The sequence below is a fragment of the Kitasatospora sp. NPDC056273 genome (assembly GCF_042268845.1).
Lineage (GTDB): Bacteria > Actinomycetota > Actinomycetes > Streptomycetales > Streptomycetaceae > Kitasatospora.
Window position 1 is genome coordinate 164,589 of sequence record NZ_JBHJSJ010000005.1, and the last position, 15,235, is coordinate 179,823.

Here is a 15,235-nt window from a genome sequence, read left to right on the forward strand (position 1 = left end):
GGGTGGCCCCCGGTCCCACCGGCCTGCGGATCACCCGGGTGCTCGCCCGCCGCTCCGACGGCCGCTCGGAGACCTCGCTCGACCCGGACCTGCGGGTCTTCGTCTCCGACCTCGTCCGCCCCTACGGCCTGCCGCTGCGCGAGGACCTGCTGGGCGAGGGCGTCGGCCACTCCTACGAGGAGCTGGCCGCCGGACCGCTGCGCGAGGCGCTGGCCGAGGACGAGCCGGCGGACCTGCTGATCCTGGCCTTCGACACCCCGGACGTCCGGCCCGGCGCGCCGTCCTCGCTGGCGCTCAGCCGGTCCGTCCCGGGGAGCCCGCTCTCCTTCGCGGTCTGCGACCAGGGCGGCGCGGCGGCCTTCACCGCGCTGCGGCTGGCCGCCGCCCACCAGCGCACCGGCACCTGCCGCCGGGCTGTGGTGGTGCTCGCCGAACAGAGCGCGCTGCACTACGAACCGTCCGGGCCGGTGCCGTTGCCGGAGCGGCACGCGGTGGTGGTGCTGGTCTGCGAGGAGGCCCCCGGCGAGGGCCTGGCCGTCCGGCAGACCCGGGGCGAGGCCTCCCCGGCGGAAGCGGTCCGGGCCGAGGCCGAGAAGCTCGGGCCGGAGCCGGCGCTCCTGCTCGGCCCCGGCTTCGGCGCCGGGGAGCCCCCGCCGGCCCAGCCGTTCACCGGCCTCTGGGCGGAGCTGGCCGACCACCTCCCGCGCTGGCGGGCGGACGGCCGGCCCGCGCTGCTGGCCGGGTACGACCGGCGGCTCGGCGTGCTCAGCACGCTGGCCCTGCCGTGACGGCGATCGACCTCTGGCTGATCGATACGCGTCAACCAGCTGTGCCGGCCGCCGAGTTGTGGCCGCTGCTCGACCCGGACGAACGCGCCCGGGCGGCGCGGATGGACCCAGGGGCGGGCGAGCGCTTCACCGTGGTGCGCGGCGCCGTCCGGCGGCTGGTCGCCGCCCGGCTCGGTGTGCCTCCGGCCGCACTGGTCTGGCGGTACGGTCCGCACGGCAAGCCCGAGCCCGCGGCGGCCGGTGGGCTGCGGGTCAGCTGGTCGGCCTCGGGGGCGTTCGCTGCGCTGGCCCTCGCCGAGGGGCGGGCGGTCGGCGTCGACGTCGAGCGGCTCCACGACCCCCGGACGGCCGAGCGGATGGCCGCCCGCTGGTTCCCGTCCGAGGAGGCGCGGTTCGTCGCCGAGCCCGTCGAACCGGCCGAGCGGGCGGCGCGGTTCACCACCCTGTGGTGCCGCCGCGAGGCCTGCGTCAAGGCGTACGGCGGGCGGCTCGCGCAGTCCTTCGGCGTGCCCGTGGGCGGCCCCTCGCCGGTGCTGGTGACCGACCCGGGCGGGCTCGGAACCGGCCCGTCCCGACTCCGCGACGTTCCCGTGGCGGAGCCGTTCCGGGCTGCCGTGGCGGCCCTCGGGGAATCGCCGATACATGTCAACTGCCGTGTGTGGAAAGAAAATTGACGATGGATCGGGCCCGTCGAGGTTTGGTCTGGACCAGCTCGCGAGGGCGCTGGTAGCGTCCCGGTCACACCCCCTGCCGAACCCTCCCCGGCCCTCCCCGGCGAGCCGAAAGGCGCGTACGACGTGACACCGCAGGACGCCCCACCGAACGATCCGACGTCACTCGGCGCGACACCGCGCGGCACGACAGCGACCCCCAGGCGGATCACCGTCCGGTACGCCGTCGAGGGCGGCGGCTCCGGCCCGCTCACCCGGGGCCAGGGCAACATGGTCCTCTGCATCCGGCGCGACCCGCCCGAGGGGATCAACAAGGACTCCGTCTGGCCGGTGCCCGACGGAGTCTCGGTCCCCGCCGGGCTGGTCGCCCTGCGCCTGCTGGTCGAACGCCACGAGTCGCTGCGGACCTCCTTCCCCGCGGGCCCCGGCCCGGACGGCTTCCCGGACCGCCAGCTGGTGCACCGGAACGGCCGGTTCGCCGTCACGGTGGTCGAGGCCGGCAATCGGAGCGATGCTGAACTGGACGCGCTGGCCGCCGAGTTGGGCCGGGTGGATGTCGCCGTCCCGGTACCCCTCGACGCTCCGCCGCGGGTCCGGTTCACCATGCTCGCCGCAGGCGAGCGGCTGCTGCGGCTGGTCGCCGTGGTCTGTCACGCGGGTGCCGACGGCGCCGCCACCGCGGTGCTGATCCAGGACTGGCACGCCCTCGCCGCCGGGAAGGAGCTGCCGCCGGTCACCGCTCCGACCCCGCTGGAGGTCGCCGTCGCGGAGCAGAGCGCCCAGGGCCGCCGCAGGGCCGCGGCCGCGCTGCGGCACTGGGCCCGGGTCCTTACCGCCGGCCCGCAGGTCGTCTTCGCCGACGCGCGGATCACCGGCCCGCCCGGCGACCACAGCGCTCTGCTGGTCCGCTCGCGCACCGCCGCGGACCACCTCGCCGCCGTCTGCCGGCGCACCGGCGCCAGTCCGTCGGTCGTCCTGCTCGCCGCCTTCGCCGCGCTGGTCGCCCACCGGTCCGGCAGCCGCGAGCTGGTGCTCTCGGCGCTCTCCGCCAACCGCCAGCGCGCCGCCCTGATCGACCACGTGGGCACCCTCGCGCAGGACGCGCTGATCCTGCTCGACACCGGCGCGGCCGACCTCGACCAGCTGATCGGCCGCGCCAAGTCCGCCTTGCTGAGCGCCTACTGGCACAGCACACTGGATGCCCAGCAGGTCTGGCAGCTGGTGGACGACGCCGCCCACCTGCGCGGGGCCCGGTTCTCCCGCCAGGTGGTCGTCAACGACCTGAGCCTCACCATCCCGGCCGCCGTCGCCGACGCCCAGCCGCCCCCGGTCGTCGACCCCGAACTCACCGTCCTGCCCGCCCCGCCGCTGCCGGTCCGGCTGATGTTCACCATCCTGCGGATCACCGGCAGCCTCGACTTCGCCCTGATCGCCTGCCCCCAGGTGCTCGACCCCGAGGAGACCGAGGGTTTCGCCCGGGCCCTGCCGGCCCTGCTCGCGGCCGCCGCCGAGGGGCCGGTGCTGCTGTCCGACCTGCCCGCCGTGCTCGGCCCGCCGGGGGGTGAAAGGGGCGGCGAATGGCGGCTGGTCGACGGTGCCTGGATCGACCTCGCGGCCGTCCGCGAACTGCTGCGGACCGCCCTCGGGGAGCACCGACTCTCCGAGGAGGAGGGGAAGTTGGTGGTGGAACTGGCGACCGTTGACCCCTCGTTCGGCCCGGTCGAGGCCCACCGTGCGGTGGTCGCCGCCCTACCCGGACGCGACACCGCGATGGCGCCGCACCACTACGTCGTGCGGCAGGACCTCCCGGCGGGGGAGCGGACCGAGGCGGGCAGCGGGCGCGACCCGGCCGTCGCCGCCCGGCTGTCCGTGCTCACCTGAAGGGATGATCACGGCGGCCCGTACGGCGCTCACCCCCACGGGGCGTCGTGATCATCCACCGGGTCCCATGGAAGGTCCTCCCAGGAACAGGCGGAGGTCGCCCCCGAGGTGAGCCCCCAGGGGCTCGGCACCTCCTCCTCGCCGCCGTCCTGCACCGGCAGCCGGTCGATCACCGCGACCAGGGCGGGCGGCAGCTGCGGAGCCAGCCCGTGGTGCACCCGGGAGAGGATGTCGCGCCGCACGTCGTCCGGCAGCAGTGGCCGGTTCATCCGCAACGCCCGTGGCCCGGGCGGCCGTTCGGCCGTGGCCAGCTGGTCCGACCAGGCCCGCCAGTAGTCGGCGTCGTCGGTCTCGCCGAGCATCAGGTGGTGCAGGTGCAGGCAGTACGCGGCCGTCCCGCTGCCCGAGCCGGCCGCGAAGCGCCACCAGAACTCGGCGCCCTCCTCCTTGCCGGTCGCGTACAGCAGCGCGCCGAACACCTCGGCCCCCTCCGGCTGGATCCGGCGCGCGTTCACCAGCAGGTCGAGTCCGTGCGAGGCGTCCGGCGCGCCCAGCACCAGGGCCACCACCAGGCCGAGTTCGAACGCCGCCTGCTCGTGCTCCGAGGGCAGGTGCGCGGGCGCGGCGGTGAGCCGCGCCCGGCGCACGGCGGCAATCCGCTCCGCATGGGCGCGTTCGGGCCGCGGGACGCGGAACACCGTGCGCCCGCCGTCGGCCCGGCCCGGGCCGTCCGGGGCCCGGTCCTCCGGTGCCGCCGTCACAGCTCGCCGCCGCCGTCCGGGAGTTCGCCCACCCCGAGCCGTCGGGCCAGCCTCTCCCGGGCGTGCCGGAGGTTGGAGTGCACCGTCGCCACCGGCCGCCCCAGGTACGCCGCGATCACCTTGACGTGCAGGCCGAGCAGGTACCGCAGGATCACCACGTCCCGCTGCCGGTCCGGCAGTTCGAGGATCGCCGCGTACAGCCGCACCTCGTCCGCCTCGCTGTGCAGCAGCCCCTTCGCCACCTGCTTGAAGGCGCCGATCACCGCCGCGAAGGTGACCGCCTCCACCTCGACCGGCTCCTCGGCGGCCACCCAGTCCGCGACGTGCCGATTGGCCAACCGCCAGGCGTACGCGGCCGGTTCCTCGAACCGGAGCACCTGCGACCAGCAGCGGGCCAGGTCGGCCTTCACCGCCGAGACCACCAGCTCCGCGTCGGACTGGCTGCCTATCCGGGTCAGGGCCAGGGCGCGCCAGGCGGGTTCGTGGGTCTCGCAGAAGGCCGCGTAGGGGAGGCCCAGGCGAAGTTCGGGGTCGGAGCGGAGTCCGGGGTCGGTGTCGGCCGTCGGCTCCGCCGCCGTCCCGCGGAGGTACGCCACGGCCGTTCCTCCCCGGTGCCTGCGCGTCGGGGCGCCCCTGTCGATCGTCATCGGGCCTGCTTTCCGTGGCCGCCGGCTGCGCACCGGGCCACCCGAGGGTCGGGCTGTCTGCGCCCATCCTCATTCCATCAGGCCTGTCACTCCAGGCTGCAATCCGAATACAGATTGTCATCTCATGGGAACCAGCGGTTGGTTGGAATGCCCGGAAGCTGTTCGGAACACGAGGGGCCGCGCCTATCGTGGGCGGGGAGGATCGATCGGGCACGGCACCGGGGGGAGAACACGGATGGGTCTCTACGACGGGGTGGACCTGCGGCTCAACGTTCCGCACTCGGCGCGGATGTACGACTACTTCCTCGGCGGGTTCACCAACTTCGCCGCCGACCGCGAGGCCGCCGGACACGCCCTCGCCGTCGCGCCCTGGCTGCGCGCCGCCGCCCGCGTCAACCGCTCCTTCATGCAGCGCTCGACCCGTGCCCTCGCCGAGCTCGGCTTCGACCAGTTCCTCGACATCGGCACCGGCATCCCCACCTCGCCCAACCTGCACGAGGTCGCCCAGGGCGTCCGGCCGGACGCCCGGGTGGTCTACGCCGACAACGACCCGATCGTGCTCTCGCACGCCCAGGCCCTGCTCACCGGCACCCCCGAGGGCCGCACCGCCTACGTCGAGGCCGACGCCACCGACCCGGCCCGGCTGCTCGCCGCCCCCGGACTGCGGGAGACCCTCGACCTGTCCCGTCCGGTCGCGCTCTCCCTCAACGCCCTGCTCCACTTCGTCCCCGACACCCACGGCGCGTACGAGCTGGTCGAGCACCTCAAGTCCGCCCTCGTCCCGGGCAGCGCCCTGGTGATCACCCACGTCAGCCCCGAGTTCGCACCCGAGGACATCGCCACACTGACCCGGATCTACGAGGCGGCCGGCACCGCGGCCCAGGCCCGCACCCGGCCGCGGATCGCCCGCTTCTTCGACGGCTGGACCCTCCTGGAGCCGGGGCTCGTCCCCATCGCGCAGTGGCGGCCGTCGCCCGACGAGGCGCCCGTCGCCGCCGAGGAGGTCTCGCTGTACGCGGGGGTGGCCGTCCGGCCGTGACGGGGCGCCCCCGGCCACCCCCGCCGCGGGTCACATGGTGTTGACGATGAGCCCGATGTGGGTGAAGTAGTTCAGCCCGCCGAACGCCAGGAAGGCGAGGCCGGCCAGCCCCCACACGACGCCGATCACCGGGCTCATCCACCGCCGGGGGTCCCGCAGCGCGAAGGGGAAGAGCAGCGCCCCGATGCCGACCAGCACGTACAGCCCGGACATGAAGCTCGCCTCCAGCCACGGCCAGTCCGAGAACTCCCCGGAGATCGGCTCCTCCGGCGGGGCGGCGAAGAGCGTGTACTTCCAGCCCGCGGCGGCGATGCCGAAGCAGGCCAGCCCCATGCCGAAGACGAACACCGAGATCGGCGCGGCCACCCGGACCGTCCGGTCGACGCCGTCCGCGGCGAGCAGTTCGCTGCCGCGCTTCCAGAGGTAGAAGGAGGCGGTCAGCAGGAAGACGCCGAACGCCAGGGCGGGTTCGCCGAAGATGACGTTGTCGAACGGGAACCCCTGCCCGGCCAGCGGCCAGGTCAGGGTCATGTGCAGGCCGGTGGTGACGAGCGTGAACCCGAGGGCCCCGAACGCCAGCGCCCAGCCCTCGAGCGTGGTGCTGCGCCCCTGGACGAGGAGTCGGCGCCCCAGGGCGACCACCAGCAGGAGTCCGGCGCCGGCGGCCACCGACATGATCGTGTTGTAGGTCGGCATCCTGGCCCAGTCGATCTTCAGACCGGATGCGGCGAGCGGCATGGCGTGCTGAATCATGGATCAGGGATGACGCGACACCGTCCGTCGGCAAACCGCGCGCCGCCCGGGTCCACCCGGCGGGCCCAGCCGATCCCGTCCGGCGCCGCTCCCGTCCCACCCGCTCCACCCGTGCGACCCCGTCCCCCCGGCCCCAGACTGGTGGTGGATCGACGCTGCCCCGGGAGGCTGGGAGAGGCATGCTGCTGGGACTCACCACCGCCTTGGTCGCGACCGTCTGCTTCGGCTTCGGGGCGGTCTTCCAGGCGCGCGGGGCGCGGTCGGCCCCGCGCGCCGACCGGGTCCGGGCGGGCCTGCTCGCCGCGCTGGCGCGGTCCTGGCAGTTCCTCCTCGGCACCCTGCTGGACATCGTCGGCTTCGCGCTGAGCATCGTCGCCCTGCGCACCCTCCCGCTCTTCCTCGTCCAGGCCGTCACCAACGCCAGCCTGGCCGTCACCGCCCTGGCCGCCGTCTGGCTGCTGGGCGCGCGGCTGCGCCGCGGCGACCTCGCGGGCATCCTCGCCGTGGTCGTCGGCCTGACCCTGCTGGCGCTCGGCTCCGGCCGGGAGGGCCGTGACCACGCCGCGCCCGCCTTCCACTGGGCGCTGCTCGCCACCACCGCCGTCCTGCTGCTCGCCACCCTGGTCCTGGTGCGGCGGGAGGGCAACGCGGCCGCGGCCGGACTGGGACTGCTGGCCGGGGCCGGCTTCGGCGTGACCAGCCTGGCCGTGCGGGTGCTGGACGCCTCCGGCCCGGTCGCCGTGCTCACCGACCCGGCCGCCTACGCCCTCGCCGTCGGCGGCCTCGGCGGCTACCTCGCCTACGCCCTGGCCCTGCAACGCGGCACGGTGACGGCCGCGACCGCCGCCGGGACGGTGACCGAGACCTTCGGCCCGGCGCTGGTCGGCGTGACGGTGCTCGGGGACGCCGCGCGCCCCGGGTTCGAGTGGTGCGCGCTGACGGGCTTCGCGGTGGCGGTGGGCGGCACGTTCGTGCTCTCCCGCTTCGGCGAGCCGGAGGGCGGGCCCGCGGAGCCGACCGCCCCGCACCGGGACGCCGAGGCGGAGCCCGCCGTACCGCCCCGGTAGCCCGGACGGCTCCGCCGTGCGAAGGTGACTTGCCGGACAAAACGGACGGCTAGGCGGTCACAGAGCGGCAGGTGCCCGATGGCGGAGGAGCCCCACTCCCGACCCCGGCGGTCGGACCCGAAGGAGGTCACCGACCTCGCGGCTCCCGCCGACCGGAAGGCCCTGAAGCCCCCGCCGGACCCGGCCGACCGCCCCGTCGCGCTGATCACCGGCGCCTCCTCCGGGATCGGCCGCGCCACCGCCACCCGCCTGGCCGACGCCGGCTGGCTCACCCTGCTCTCCGGCACCGACCGCGCCCGCCTCGACGAACTCGCCGACCGCACCGGCGGCCGCGCCCTGCCCGAGGACCTGAGCAAGCCGGACGGCCCGGCCCGCCTCGCCGAGGCCGCCCTGGCCGACACCGGCCGGGTGGACGCCCTGGTCGCGAGCGCCGGCCTGGGCTGGCGCGGCCCGTACGCGCAGACGCCCTCCGACACCCTGGACCGGATGATCGAGGTCAACCTCGCCGCCCCGCTGCGCCTGGTCCGCCTGCTGCTGCCCGGCATGCTGGAGCGCCGCCGCGGCCGGATCGTGCTGCTCGGCTCGATCGTCGGCCAGGTCGGCTCGCGGGAGGAGTCCGGCTACGCGGCCACCAAGGGCGCGCTGACGATGTTCGCCGAGAGCCTCTGGTACGAGCTGCGCGGCACGGGCGTCGGGGTGCGCCTGGTGCTCCCCGGCGCGGTGGACACCCCGTTCTTCGAGCGGCGCGGCACCCCATACGAGCGCGACTGGCCGAGGCTGGTCCCGGCGGACCGGGTCGCGGACGCGGTGGTGGCGACCATCACCACCGAACGCGACCGCCTCTACGTCCCGCACTGGCTCGGCTTCCCGTCGCGCCTCCACGGGGTGGCACCGGGCGTGTTCCGCCGGATGGCCGCCCGCTTCGAGTGAGCGCCGCCGCCGTGCACCGGACGGGCACCGCCGCCGTCGCCGCCACTGCCCTCGCCGTCGGCGCGGAGTTCCTGCACCTCGCCCCGGCCGCCGTCCGCCTGCCGCCACTGCGCCGCACCCTGGCCCGCCGCACCGCCGGCCACGGCGCCGCGCCCGGCCACGTCGCCCTGACCTTCGACGACGGCCCCGATCCGGCCAGCACCCCGTACGTCCTCGACGCGCTGGACGAACTCGGCGCCCGCGCCACCTTCTTCCTGCTCGGCGCGATGCTGGAGCGCGCCCCCGGGCTCGGCCGCGAGCTGGTGCTGCGCGGCCACGAGGTGGCCGTCCACGGCTGGCACCACCGGCAGCAGTGGTACCCGGCCCCCGCCCGCGACCTGCGCGAACTGCGCCGCGCCAGCGAGGCCGTGACCGAACTCTGCGGCGCCCGCCCGCGCTGGTACCGCCCGCCGTACGGCGTCCTGACCGCCGGCCCGGCCCTGGCCGCCCGCCGGCTCGGCCTGCGCAGCGTGCTGTGGACGGCCTGGGGCCGCGACTGGACGGCGGAGGCCACCGGCGAGTCCGTCTACGCGACCGCCCGCCCCGGCCTCACCGGCGGCGCCACCCTCCTGCTGCACGACTCCGACTGCACCTCCGCCCCCGGCTCCTGGCGCGCCACCCTCGCCGCCCTCCCACTGATCGCCGCCCACTGCCGCACCCACCGCCTCACCCTCGGCCCCCTCCGCGACCACCGGGTGCCGTCGGGCGCGGGGAACCGTCCGGGGTGACGGACACACCGGCCGCCACCCGCGTGCCGCACCACGTCCCCCGCGCGGCTAGCCCAGCCCCACCCGTCGCAGCACCGCCCCGAACCCGGCCTGCCAGGCCTCCGGTGTGGCGCCGGCGGACGGTGCGGGCTCGGGGCGGCCGAGGGCGGCCAGGGCGTTGCGGACCACCTCGGCCGGGCGGGCGGTGGCGACGTCGGCGTGGCCGAGCTCCAGCTCGTGCTGGAGGTTGTCGCGCCCGTGCCCCTGCACCACGTCGAGGAGCAGCAGCCGCCGGCCCAGCGCCCGGGCCTCGCTGCAGGTGTCGCCCGAGCTGGTGACCACCAGGTCGGCGGCGGCCATCAGCGCGGGGACGCGGTCGGTGTAGCCGAAGGGGTGCAGCCGGGGCTCCCGGCGCGCGGCGGTCCGCAGCCGGCGCTCCAGTTCCCGGTTGCGCCCGGCCACCGCGAGCACGTGCGGGCCCGCGGCGGCCAGCGAGGCGGCGGTGCGGGCGAGCGGGCCGAGCCCCCAGGAGCCCGACATCAGCAGCACGCAGGCGGCGCCCGCCGGTACGCCCAACTCGGCGCGCGCCGCGGCCCGTTCCGGCGGCCGGTAGAACGGCTGCCGCAGCGGCGCCGGCACGACGGCGACGTCGGCGTCCGGCCGGTACCGCCGCACCGCGCACGCCGCGACCTCCGAGGTGACCAGGAACAGGTCCGTCCCCTCCTGCACCCAGAGCCGGTGCGGCGTCACGTCGGTGCAGAACACGAAGTGCCGGAACTCCCGCTCCGGGGCCTGCCGCAGCAGCCGGTTGACCGCCGAGGTCGCGGTGGCGAACACCGAGACCACCAGCTGCGGCCGCTGCGCCGCGATCAGCTCCCGCAGCGCCGGGACCAGCCGGGCGCGGGCCGCCGCGTCGGCGAGCAGGGCGAGCCGGGCGCCCGGCCGCAGCGCCGAGAAGTGGAAGGCGTCGTACACCCCGGGCAGGTCGAGCAGCCGGCGGAACACCGCCTCCCCGGCCGCGCCGGAGCGCTGCCCGAGCAGGGCCATGGCGTCGACCGTGCCGGTGGTCCAGCCGCGTTCCCGCAGGGTGTCCGCGCAGGCCTGCGCCATCACGTCGTGGCCCTGCCCGAGCGAGCCGGAGACCAGCAGGGCGTGCGGCATCGGGCGGCCCCCGTCAGGCGCCGGCGGCCGAGCCGACGGCGGCCCGGTACCAGTCCGCGTACTGCCGCACGCCGGCGGTGAAGTTGGTGCTCGGCGACCAGCCCAGCAGCCGCTTCGCCTGTGCCGAGGAGATCCGCCGCCCCGCGTAGTCGGCCTTCCGCCCGTCGATGTGCTCGATGGTGACGGGCCCCAGCAGGGCGTCGACGGTGTCGGCGATGTCCCGCACCGAGACGGCCGCCGAGCCCTCCAGCGCGAAGGTCTGGTCCTCGGCGGCGGGGGAGAGGGCCCGGACATGGGCGTCGGCGAGGTCCTCGACGTAGACGAAGTTGCGGCTCTGCCGACCGTCCCCGGCGATGGTGATCGGCCGACCGGTCAGCGCGGCCTGGACGAACCGGGCGACGACCAGCTCGTCCCGCATCCGGGGGCCGTACGGGATGCCGTAGCGCAGGATGGTGAAGTGCTGCCCGTAGAGCTCGCGGTAGCTGTGCACCAGCATCTCGGCGGCGAGCTTGGTGGCGACGTACAGATGGCCGCTGTGCTCCAGCTCGATCGGCACGTGCTCGTCCAGCTCCTGTTCGCCGCCGTCGATCTGCCCGTCGGTGAGGGCGGCCCCGTAGACCCAGACGGTGCTCGCCAGCACGGTCCGGCTCAGGCCGCTGCGCCGGGCGGCCTCCAGGACGGCCTCGGTGCCGTCGATATTGGTCCGCACCGCGCGGACGGGGTCGGCGGAGACCTGCTCGACGTCGGCCATGGCGGCCAGGTGGTAGACCACCTCGCTGCCGGCCAGCGCCGCGGTGAGGGCCCCGAGGTCGAGGATGTCGAGCCGCGCGTGCTCGGCGTCCGGGTTGAGGTACTTGTCGGTGGTGTCCACCGCGAGGACGTCGTGGCCGGCCGCGATCAGGTGGTCCACGACGTGTGAACCGATGAACCCGCAGCCTCCGGTGACGGCTATCCGCACGATCCTGCTCCCTTCGCTCCGGCTACCCGGCCAGGCGCCGGTACACCGCGGAGACGGCGTCGACCACCTGCTCCGTCTCGTCCTCGGTCATGTCGGAGTGCACCGGCAGGCAGACCTGCCGGGCGCAGACGTCCTCGGCCACCGGCAGCGGCCCGCGCCGGTAGGGGGCGAGCACCGGCTGGAGGTGCAGCGGCAGGTCGTAGACCTCGCCGGACAGCCGCACCCCGTGCTCCTCGGCCACCGCCCGTTTGAACTCCGCGCGGTCCACCCCGGGCGGCAGCAGCGCCACGTACTTGTAGTAGTTGCCCCGGCAGCCGGGCGGTTCGAGCACCGGGTCGAGGCCGTCCAGCCCGGCCAGCGCCGCGTCGTAGCGGCGGGCGACGGCCCGGCGGGTCTCGATGAACTCCTTCAGCCGGCGCAGGTGCACCGCCCCGATCGCGGCGTGCGGCTCGCTCATCCGCCAGGAGTAGCCGAGCTTCACGTGGTGGTTGGTGGTGAAGGAGCCCTTGCCCTGGTCGCGGTAGATCCGGGCCTCGTCGCGCAGCTCCGGCGACTCGGTGAGGATCATCCCGCCCTCGCCGCTGGTGGTGACCTTGGTCGGGTAGAAGGAGAAGGCCCCGGCCAGGCCGAAGGTCCCGGCGGCGCGCCCGTCGAAGCTGCTGCCGTGGGCGTGCGCGGCGTCCTCGACCAGCGGGATACCGCGCCGGTCGCACAGCGCCCGCACCGCGGTGACCTGCGGGCCGACCAGCCCGCCGATGTGCACCAGGACGACGGCGGCGGTGTCCGGGGTGAGCGCCGCCTCCAGGGTCTCGGGGGAGAGCGCGAGGGTGGCCGGGTCGACGTCGGCGAAGACCGGACGCCCGCCCGCGTGCACCACCGCGCCGGCGGTGGCGTAGAAGGTGACGGCGGGGACGACCACGTCGCGGCCCCGGACGTCGATGCCGCGCAGGATCACCTCCAGCGCCGCCGTGCCGCTGCTCACCGCGACGGCGTGCGAGGCGCCGTGCTCGGTGGCGAAGGCCTGCTCGAAGCGCTCGGTCCACGGACCGAGGGTCAGCGCGCCGGTGGTGAGCATCTCGGTCACCGCTTCGGCGACGGCCGCACGGTCGCTCTCGTCGAACACGATGCGGGCGGCTGGAACGCCCATGGGGCACCTCCGGCGGCGGGCTGCGAAAGCAGCACCGATCGGGTCGGATCCTCCCGAACCGCACGTCAGCGGACGGGTCAGGCACATCACGCTACTTCGCCCACCGGCCCGCGGCCCGCCGCCGCGGACCGCACGGGTGACCGGATCTGCTTCCGCCGCAGGTCCAGGGGCTGCTTCCGGGGTAGGACGCGCGCTCCTCCGTACGGGGGAGGGCACTACTGCGTCCGCAGTACGCAAACGGCCTGCGCAGGGACGACGACGGAGTAGGGGTCGGCGATCAAGGATTGGTCATGCTGCGGCGGACCGCGTCCACCAGGACGTCCGGCCGGCCGCGGCACCTCCCGATCCCGAGAACCGCATCCGAAGGAGTCCGCTCTCCCGTGGCCACGTTCCTCTACCGTCTGGGCCGATGGACCTTCGTCCGGCGCCGGCTGGTGACCTTCCTCTGGGTCGCCGTGCTGGCGGCCGTCGGAGTCCTCGCGGCCAAGGCGCCCGCCGCACCCGACGACGGCTTCGCGATGCCCGGCACGGAGGCGCAGAAGGCCTTCGACCTGATGAACGAGCGCTTCCCCGGCGGCCACGCCGACGGGGCCTCGGCACGCCTGGTGTTCGTCGCCCCCTCCGGCCAGAAGATCACCGCCGCGCCGAACCAGCAGGCCGTCGAGCGCACGGTCGGCGAGCTCGCCGGCTCCGAGCAGGTCACCAGCGCGGTGGACCCGTTCAAGATGAAGGGCGCCGTCTCCGCGGACGGCACCACCGCCTACGCCACGGTGAGCTACTCCGCCAAGGCCGGCGAGGTCTCCAAGACCGCCACCGACACCCTCGAGCAGGCCGCCCAGCACGGGCGGGACGCCGGCCTCAAGGTCGAGATCGGCGGCACCGCGCTGATGGCCAAGCCCGACGCGGGCGGCAGCAGCGAGGCGATCGGCATGGCGCTGTCCGCCGTCGTCCTGGTGATCACCTTCGGCTCGCTGCTCGCGGCCGGCCTGCCGCTGCTCACCGCCGTCATCGGCGTCGGCCTCGGCATGGCGCTGATCACCGCGCTCGGCAGCACGCTCGGGCTCTCCACCACCACCGGCACGCTCGCGATGATGCTCGGCCTCGCGGTCGGCATCGACTACGCGGTGTTCATCGTCTCCCGCTACCGCGCCGAGCTCGCCGAGGGCCGGACGCCCCAGGAGGCGGCGGGCCGGGCGGTCGGCACGGCCGGGTCCGCGGTGGTCTTCGCGGGCCTCACCGTGGTGATCGCGCTCGCCGGCCTCTCCGTGGTCGGCATCCCGATCCTGGCCAAGATGGGCATGGCCGCCGCCGGGACGGTCGTCATAGCCGTGCTGGTCGCGCTCACCCTGGTGCCCGCGCTGCTCGGCTTCCTCGGCCGCAAGGTGCTGCCGCGCAAGGCCCGCAAGGCCCGCGGTGCGGCGGCCCCGGGCGCGAAGGAGAACGGCGGTGCCCGCTGGGCCCGCTTCATCCTGCGCCGCCCGCTCGCGGTGCTGCTCGGCGGCGTGATCGGCCTCGGGGTGCTCGCCGCCCCGGCGCTCGACCTGCGGCTCGGCCTGCCGGGGGACGAGTCCAAGCCCACCTCCACCACCCAGCGCCGCGCGTACGACCTGCTCTCCGAGGGCTTCGGCCCCGGCTTCAACGGCCCGCTGACGGTCATGGTGGACGCCAAGGGCGTCGCCGACCCGAAGGCCGCCGCCGACGAGGTCGCCAAGAAGGTCTCGGGCCTGCCCGGGGTCATCGCGGTGACGCCGCCGATGTTCAACCAGGCGGGCGACACGGCCCTGCTCAACGCCGTCCCGGCGACCGGCCCGAGCGAGGCCGAGACCAAGGACATCGTGCACGCCATCCGCCACGACGCGGCCGGCCTGAAGACGGCCACCGGGGCGACGGTCCTGGTCAGCGGCACCACGGCGATGAACATCGACGTGTCGCAGAAGATGTCCGACGCGCTGGTGCCCTACCTCGCCGTGGTCGTCGGCCTCGCCGTCATCCTGCTGATGATCGTCTTCCGCTCGCTCCTCGTTCCGCTGAAGGCGGCGCTCGGCTTCCTGCTGTCGGTGGTCGCCGCGCTCGGCGCCGTGGTCGCGGTCTTCCAGTGGGGCTGGCTGGCCAACCTGATCGGCGTGGAGCAGACCGGCCCGGTGATGAGCATGATGCCGATCTTCATGATCGGCGTGGTCTTCGGCCTCGCCATGGACTACGAGGTGTTCCTGGTCACCCGCATCCGCGAGGGCTTCGTCCACGGCGAGGAGCCCGGTGAGGCGATCGTCACCGGATTCCGGCACAACGCCCGGGTGGTCACCGCCGCCGCGTTCATCATGATCGCCGTCTTCGCGGGCTTCATCGGGATGAGCGAGCCGATGATCAAGATGATGGGCCTGGGCCTCGCCGCGGCCGTCGCCTTCGACGCCTTCATCGTCCGGATGACCATCGTCCCGGCCGTCCTCGCCCTGCTCGGCCGCCGCGCCTGGTGGCTGCCGCGCTGGCTCGACCGCCTGATACCGGACGTGGACGTCGAGGGCAGCAAGCTCGCGACCGCCGCCCCGGAGCCGGCCCCGGCCCGGGAGTCCGTCACCGTCTAGGGCGCTGCCACCCGGCCCGGCCCCGCCACCGCGCGGGCCCGGGCCGGGCACCGCCCCTCGGACCGACCCCGTACGGCTCGGACAGCGGTTCGAACCCCAACCGT

The 15,235-nt window shown here is 75.2% G+C and carries 14 protein-coding genes; 8 read left to right on the forward strand and 6 right to left on the reverse strand.

Annotated elements, in window-relative coordinates; translation table 11 throughout:
* The first annotated feature begins 2 nt into the window (after positions 1 to 2).
* The 3 genes from ACFCY1_RS06695 to ACFCY1_RS06705 all read left to right on the forward strand — a co-directional run bounded on the left by ACFCY1_RS06695 (position 3) and on the right by ACFCY1_RS06705 (position 3,340).
* Positions 3 to 788 carry a hypothetical protein gene (locus ACFCY1_RS06695; RefSeq protein ID WP_375873779.1) on the forward strand — a complete coding sequence of 262 codons (786 nt, stop codon included), beginning with the start codon at positions 3 to 5 and terminating at the stop codon, positions 786 to 788.
* Positions 785 to 1,462, forward strand: a complete 678-nt coding sequence (locus ACFCY1_RS06700) for a 4'-phosphopantetheinyl transferase family protein (protein ID WP_375873780.1) — start codon at positions 785 to 787, stop codon at positions 1,460 to 1,462. The genes ACFCY1_RS06695 and ACFCY1_RS06700 overlap by 4 nt, the downstream gene beginning before the upstream one ends.
* A gap of 123 nt (positions 1,463 to 1,585) precedes the next feature.
* Complete coding sequence (locus ACFCY1_RS06705) at positions 1,586 to 3,340, forward strand: condensation domain-containing protein (protein ID WP_375873781.1); 1,755 nt, start codon at positions 1,586 to 1,588, stop codon at positions 3,338 to 3,340.
* A 29-nt stretch (positions 3,341 to 3,369) separates the two neighbouring features.
* Here the strand turns inward: ACFCY1_RS06705 and ACFCY1_RS06710 are convergent, their stop codons facing one another.
* Both ACFCY1_RS06710 and ACFCY1_RS06715 read right to left on the reverse strand, forming a co-directional pair.
* Entirely contained in the window at positions 3,370 to 4,101 is a 732-nt protein-coding gene (locus tag ACFCY1_RS06710) for a hypothetical protein (protein ID WP_375873782.1), read from the reverse strand.
* The gene (locus ACFCY1_RS06715; protein ID WP_375873783.1) at positions 4,098 to 4,697 is read right to left on the reverse strand and encodes an RNA polymerase sigma factor; all 600 of its coding nucleotides are present in this window, start codon (positions 4,695 to 4,697) and stop codon (positions 4,098 to 4,100) included. Before ACFCY1_RS06715 ends, ACFCY1_RS06710 begins: the two co-directional genes overlap by 4 nt.
* 286 nt (positions 4,698 to 4,983) lie before the next feature.
* Between ACFCY1_RS06715 and ACFCY1_RS06720 the strand changes: the two genes are divergently transcribed.
* The gene (locus tag ACFCY1_RS06720; protein ID WP_375873784.1) at positions 4,984 to 5,787 is read left to right on the forward strand and encodes an SAM-dependent methyltransferase; all 804 of its coding nucleotides are present in this window, start codon (positions 4,984 to 4,986) and stop codon (positions 5,785 to 5,787) included.
* A gap of 30 nt (positions 5,788 to 5,817) precedes the next feature.
* On the opposite strand, the gene ACFCY1_RS06725 is transcribed toward ACFCY1_RS06720, so the two are convergent.
* Positions 5,818 to 6,525: a DUF981 domain-containing protein gene (locus ACFCY1_RS06725; protein WP_375873785.1), complete on the reverse strand. Its 708-nt coding sequence runs from the start codon at positions 6,523 to 6,525 to the stop codon at positions 5,818 to 5,820.
* Between the two features lie 194 nt (positions 6,526 to 6,719).
* On the opposite strand from ACFCY1_RS06725, the gene ACFCY1_RS06730 reads away from it, so the two are divergent.
* The 3 genes from ACFCY1_RS06730 (at position 6,720) to ACFCY1_RS06740 (ending at position 9,304) form a co-directional block, all read left to right on the forward strand.
* Entirely contained in the window at positions 6,720 to 7,607 is an 888-nt protein-coding gene (locus ACFCY1_RS06730) for a DMT family transporter (RefSeq protein ID WP_049656234.1), read from the forward strand.
* Positions 7,608 to 7,685: 78 nt separating this feature from the next.
* Entirely contained in the window at positions 7,686 to 8,537 is an 852-nt protein-coding gene (locus tag ACFCY1_RS06735) for an SDR family oxidoreductase (RefSeq protein WP_074004863.1), read from the forward strand.
* Positions 8,534 to 9,304, forward strand: coding sequence for a polysaccharide deacetylase family protein (locus tag ACFCY1_RS06740; protein WP_375873786.1), 771 nt, complete (start codon positions 8,534 to 8,536; stop codon positions 9,302 to 9,304). Before ACFCY1_RS06735 ends, ACFCY1_RS06740 begins: the two co-directional genes overlap by 4 nt.
* Before the next feature lie 48 nt (positions 9,305 to 9,352).
* On the opposite strand, the gene ACFCY1_RS06745 is transcribed toward ACFCY1_RS06740, so the two are convergent.
* The 3 genes from ACFCY1_RS06745 to ACFCY1_RS06755 are packed head-to-tail and all read right to left on the reverse strand — an operon-like array spanning position 9,353 to position 12,549.
* Positions 9,353 to 10,444, reverse strand: a complete 1,092-nt coding sequence (locus tag ACFCY1_RS06745) for a hypothetical protein (protein WP_375873787.1) — start codon at positions 10,442 to 10,444, stop codon at positions 9,353 to 9,355.
* A 13-nt stretch (positions 10,445 to 10,457) separates the two neighbouring features.
* Positions 10,458 to 11,402 carry an NAD(P)-dependent oxidoreductase gene (locus tag ACFCY1_RS06750; protein WP_049658039.1) on the reverse strand — a complete coding sequence of 315 codons (945 nt, stop codon included), beginning with the start codon at positions 11,400 to 11,402 and terminating at the stop codon, positions 10,458 to 10,460.
* A gap of 22 nt (positions 11,403 to 11,424) precedes the next feature.
* A complete protein-coding gene (locus tag ACFCY1_RS06755) occupies positions 11,425 to 12,549 on the reverse strand; it encodes a DegT/DnrJ/EryC1/StrS family aminotransferase (RefSeq protein WP_375873788.1) in 1,125 nt (374 codons plus the stop codon).
* 380 nt (positions 12,550 to 12,929) lie between these two features.
* On the opposite strand from ACFCY1_RS06755, the gene ACFCY1_RS06760 reads away from it, so the two are divergent.
* Positions 12,930 to 15,131, forward strand: coding sequence for an MMPL family transporter (locus tag ACFCY1_RS06760; RefSeq protein ID WP_375873789.1), 2,202 nt, complete (start codon positions 12,930 to 12,932; stop codon positions 15,129 to 15,131).
* Positions 15,132 to 15,235: the final 104 nt, after the last annotated feature.

Coding starts and splice junctions, on each gene's coding strand:
- ACFCY1_RS06720 (WP_375873784.1), top strand. CDS start 4,984: ATGGGTCTCTACGACGGGGTGGACCTGCGGCTCAACGTTCCGCACTCG.
- ACFCY1_RS06725 (WP_375873785.1), bottom strand. CDS start 6,525: ATGCCGCTCGCCGCATCCGGTCTGAAGATCGACTGGGCCAGGATGCCG.
- ACFCY1_RS06730 (WP_049656234.1), top strand. CDS start 6,720: ATGCTGCTGGGACTCACCACCGCCTTGGTCGCGACCGTCTGCTTCGGC.
- ACFCY1_RS06735 (WP_074004863.1), top strand. CDS start 7,686: ATGGCGGAGGAGCCCCACTCCCGACCCCGGCGGTCGGACCCGAAGGAG.
- ACFCY1_RS06745 (WP_375873787.1), bottom strand. CDS start 10,444: ATGCCGCACGCCCTGCTGGTCTCCGGCTCGCTCGGGCAGGGCCACGAC.
- ACFCY1_RS06755 (WP_375873788.1), bottom strand. CDS start 12,549: ATGGGCGTTCCAGCCGCCCGCATCGTGTTCGACGAGAGCGACCGTGCG.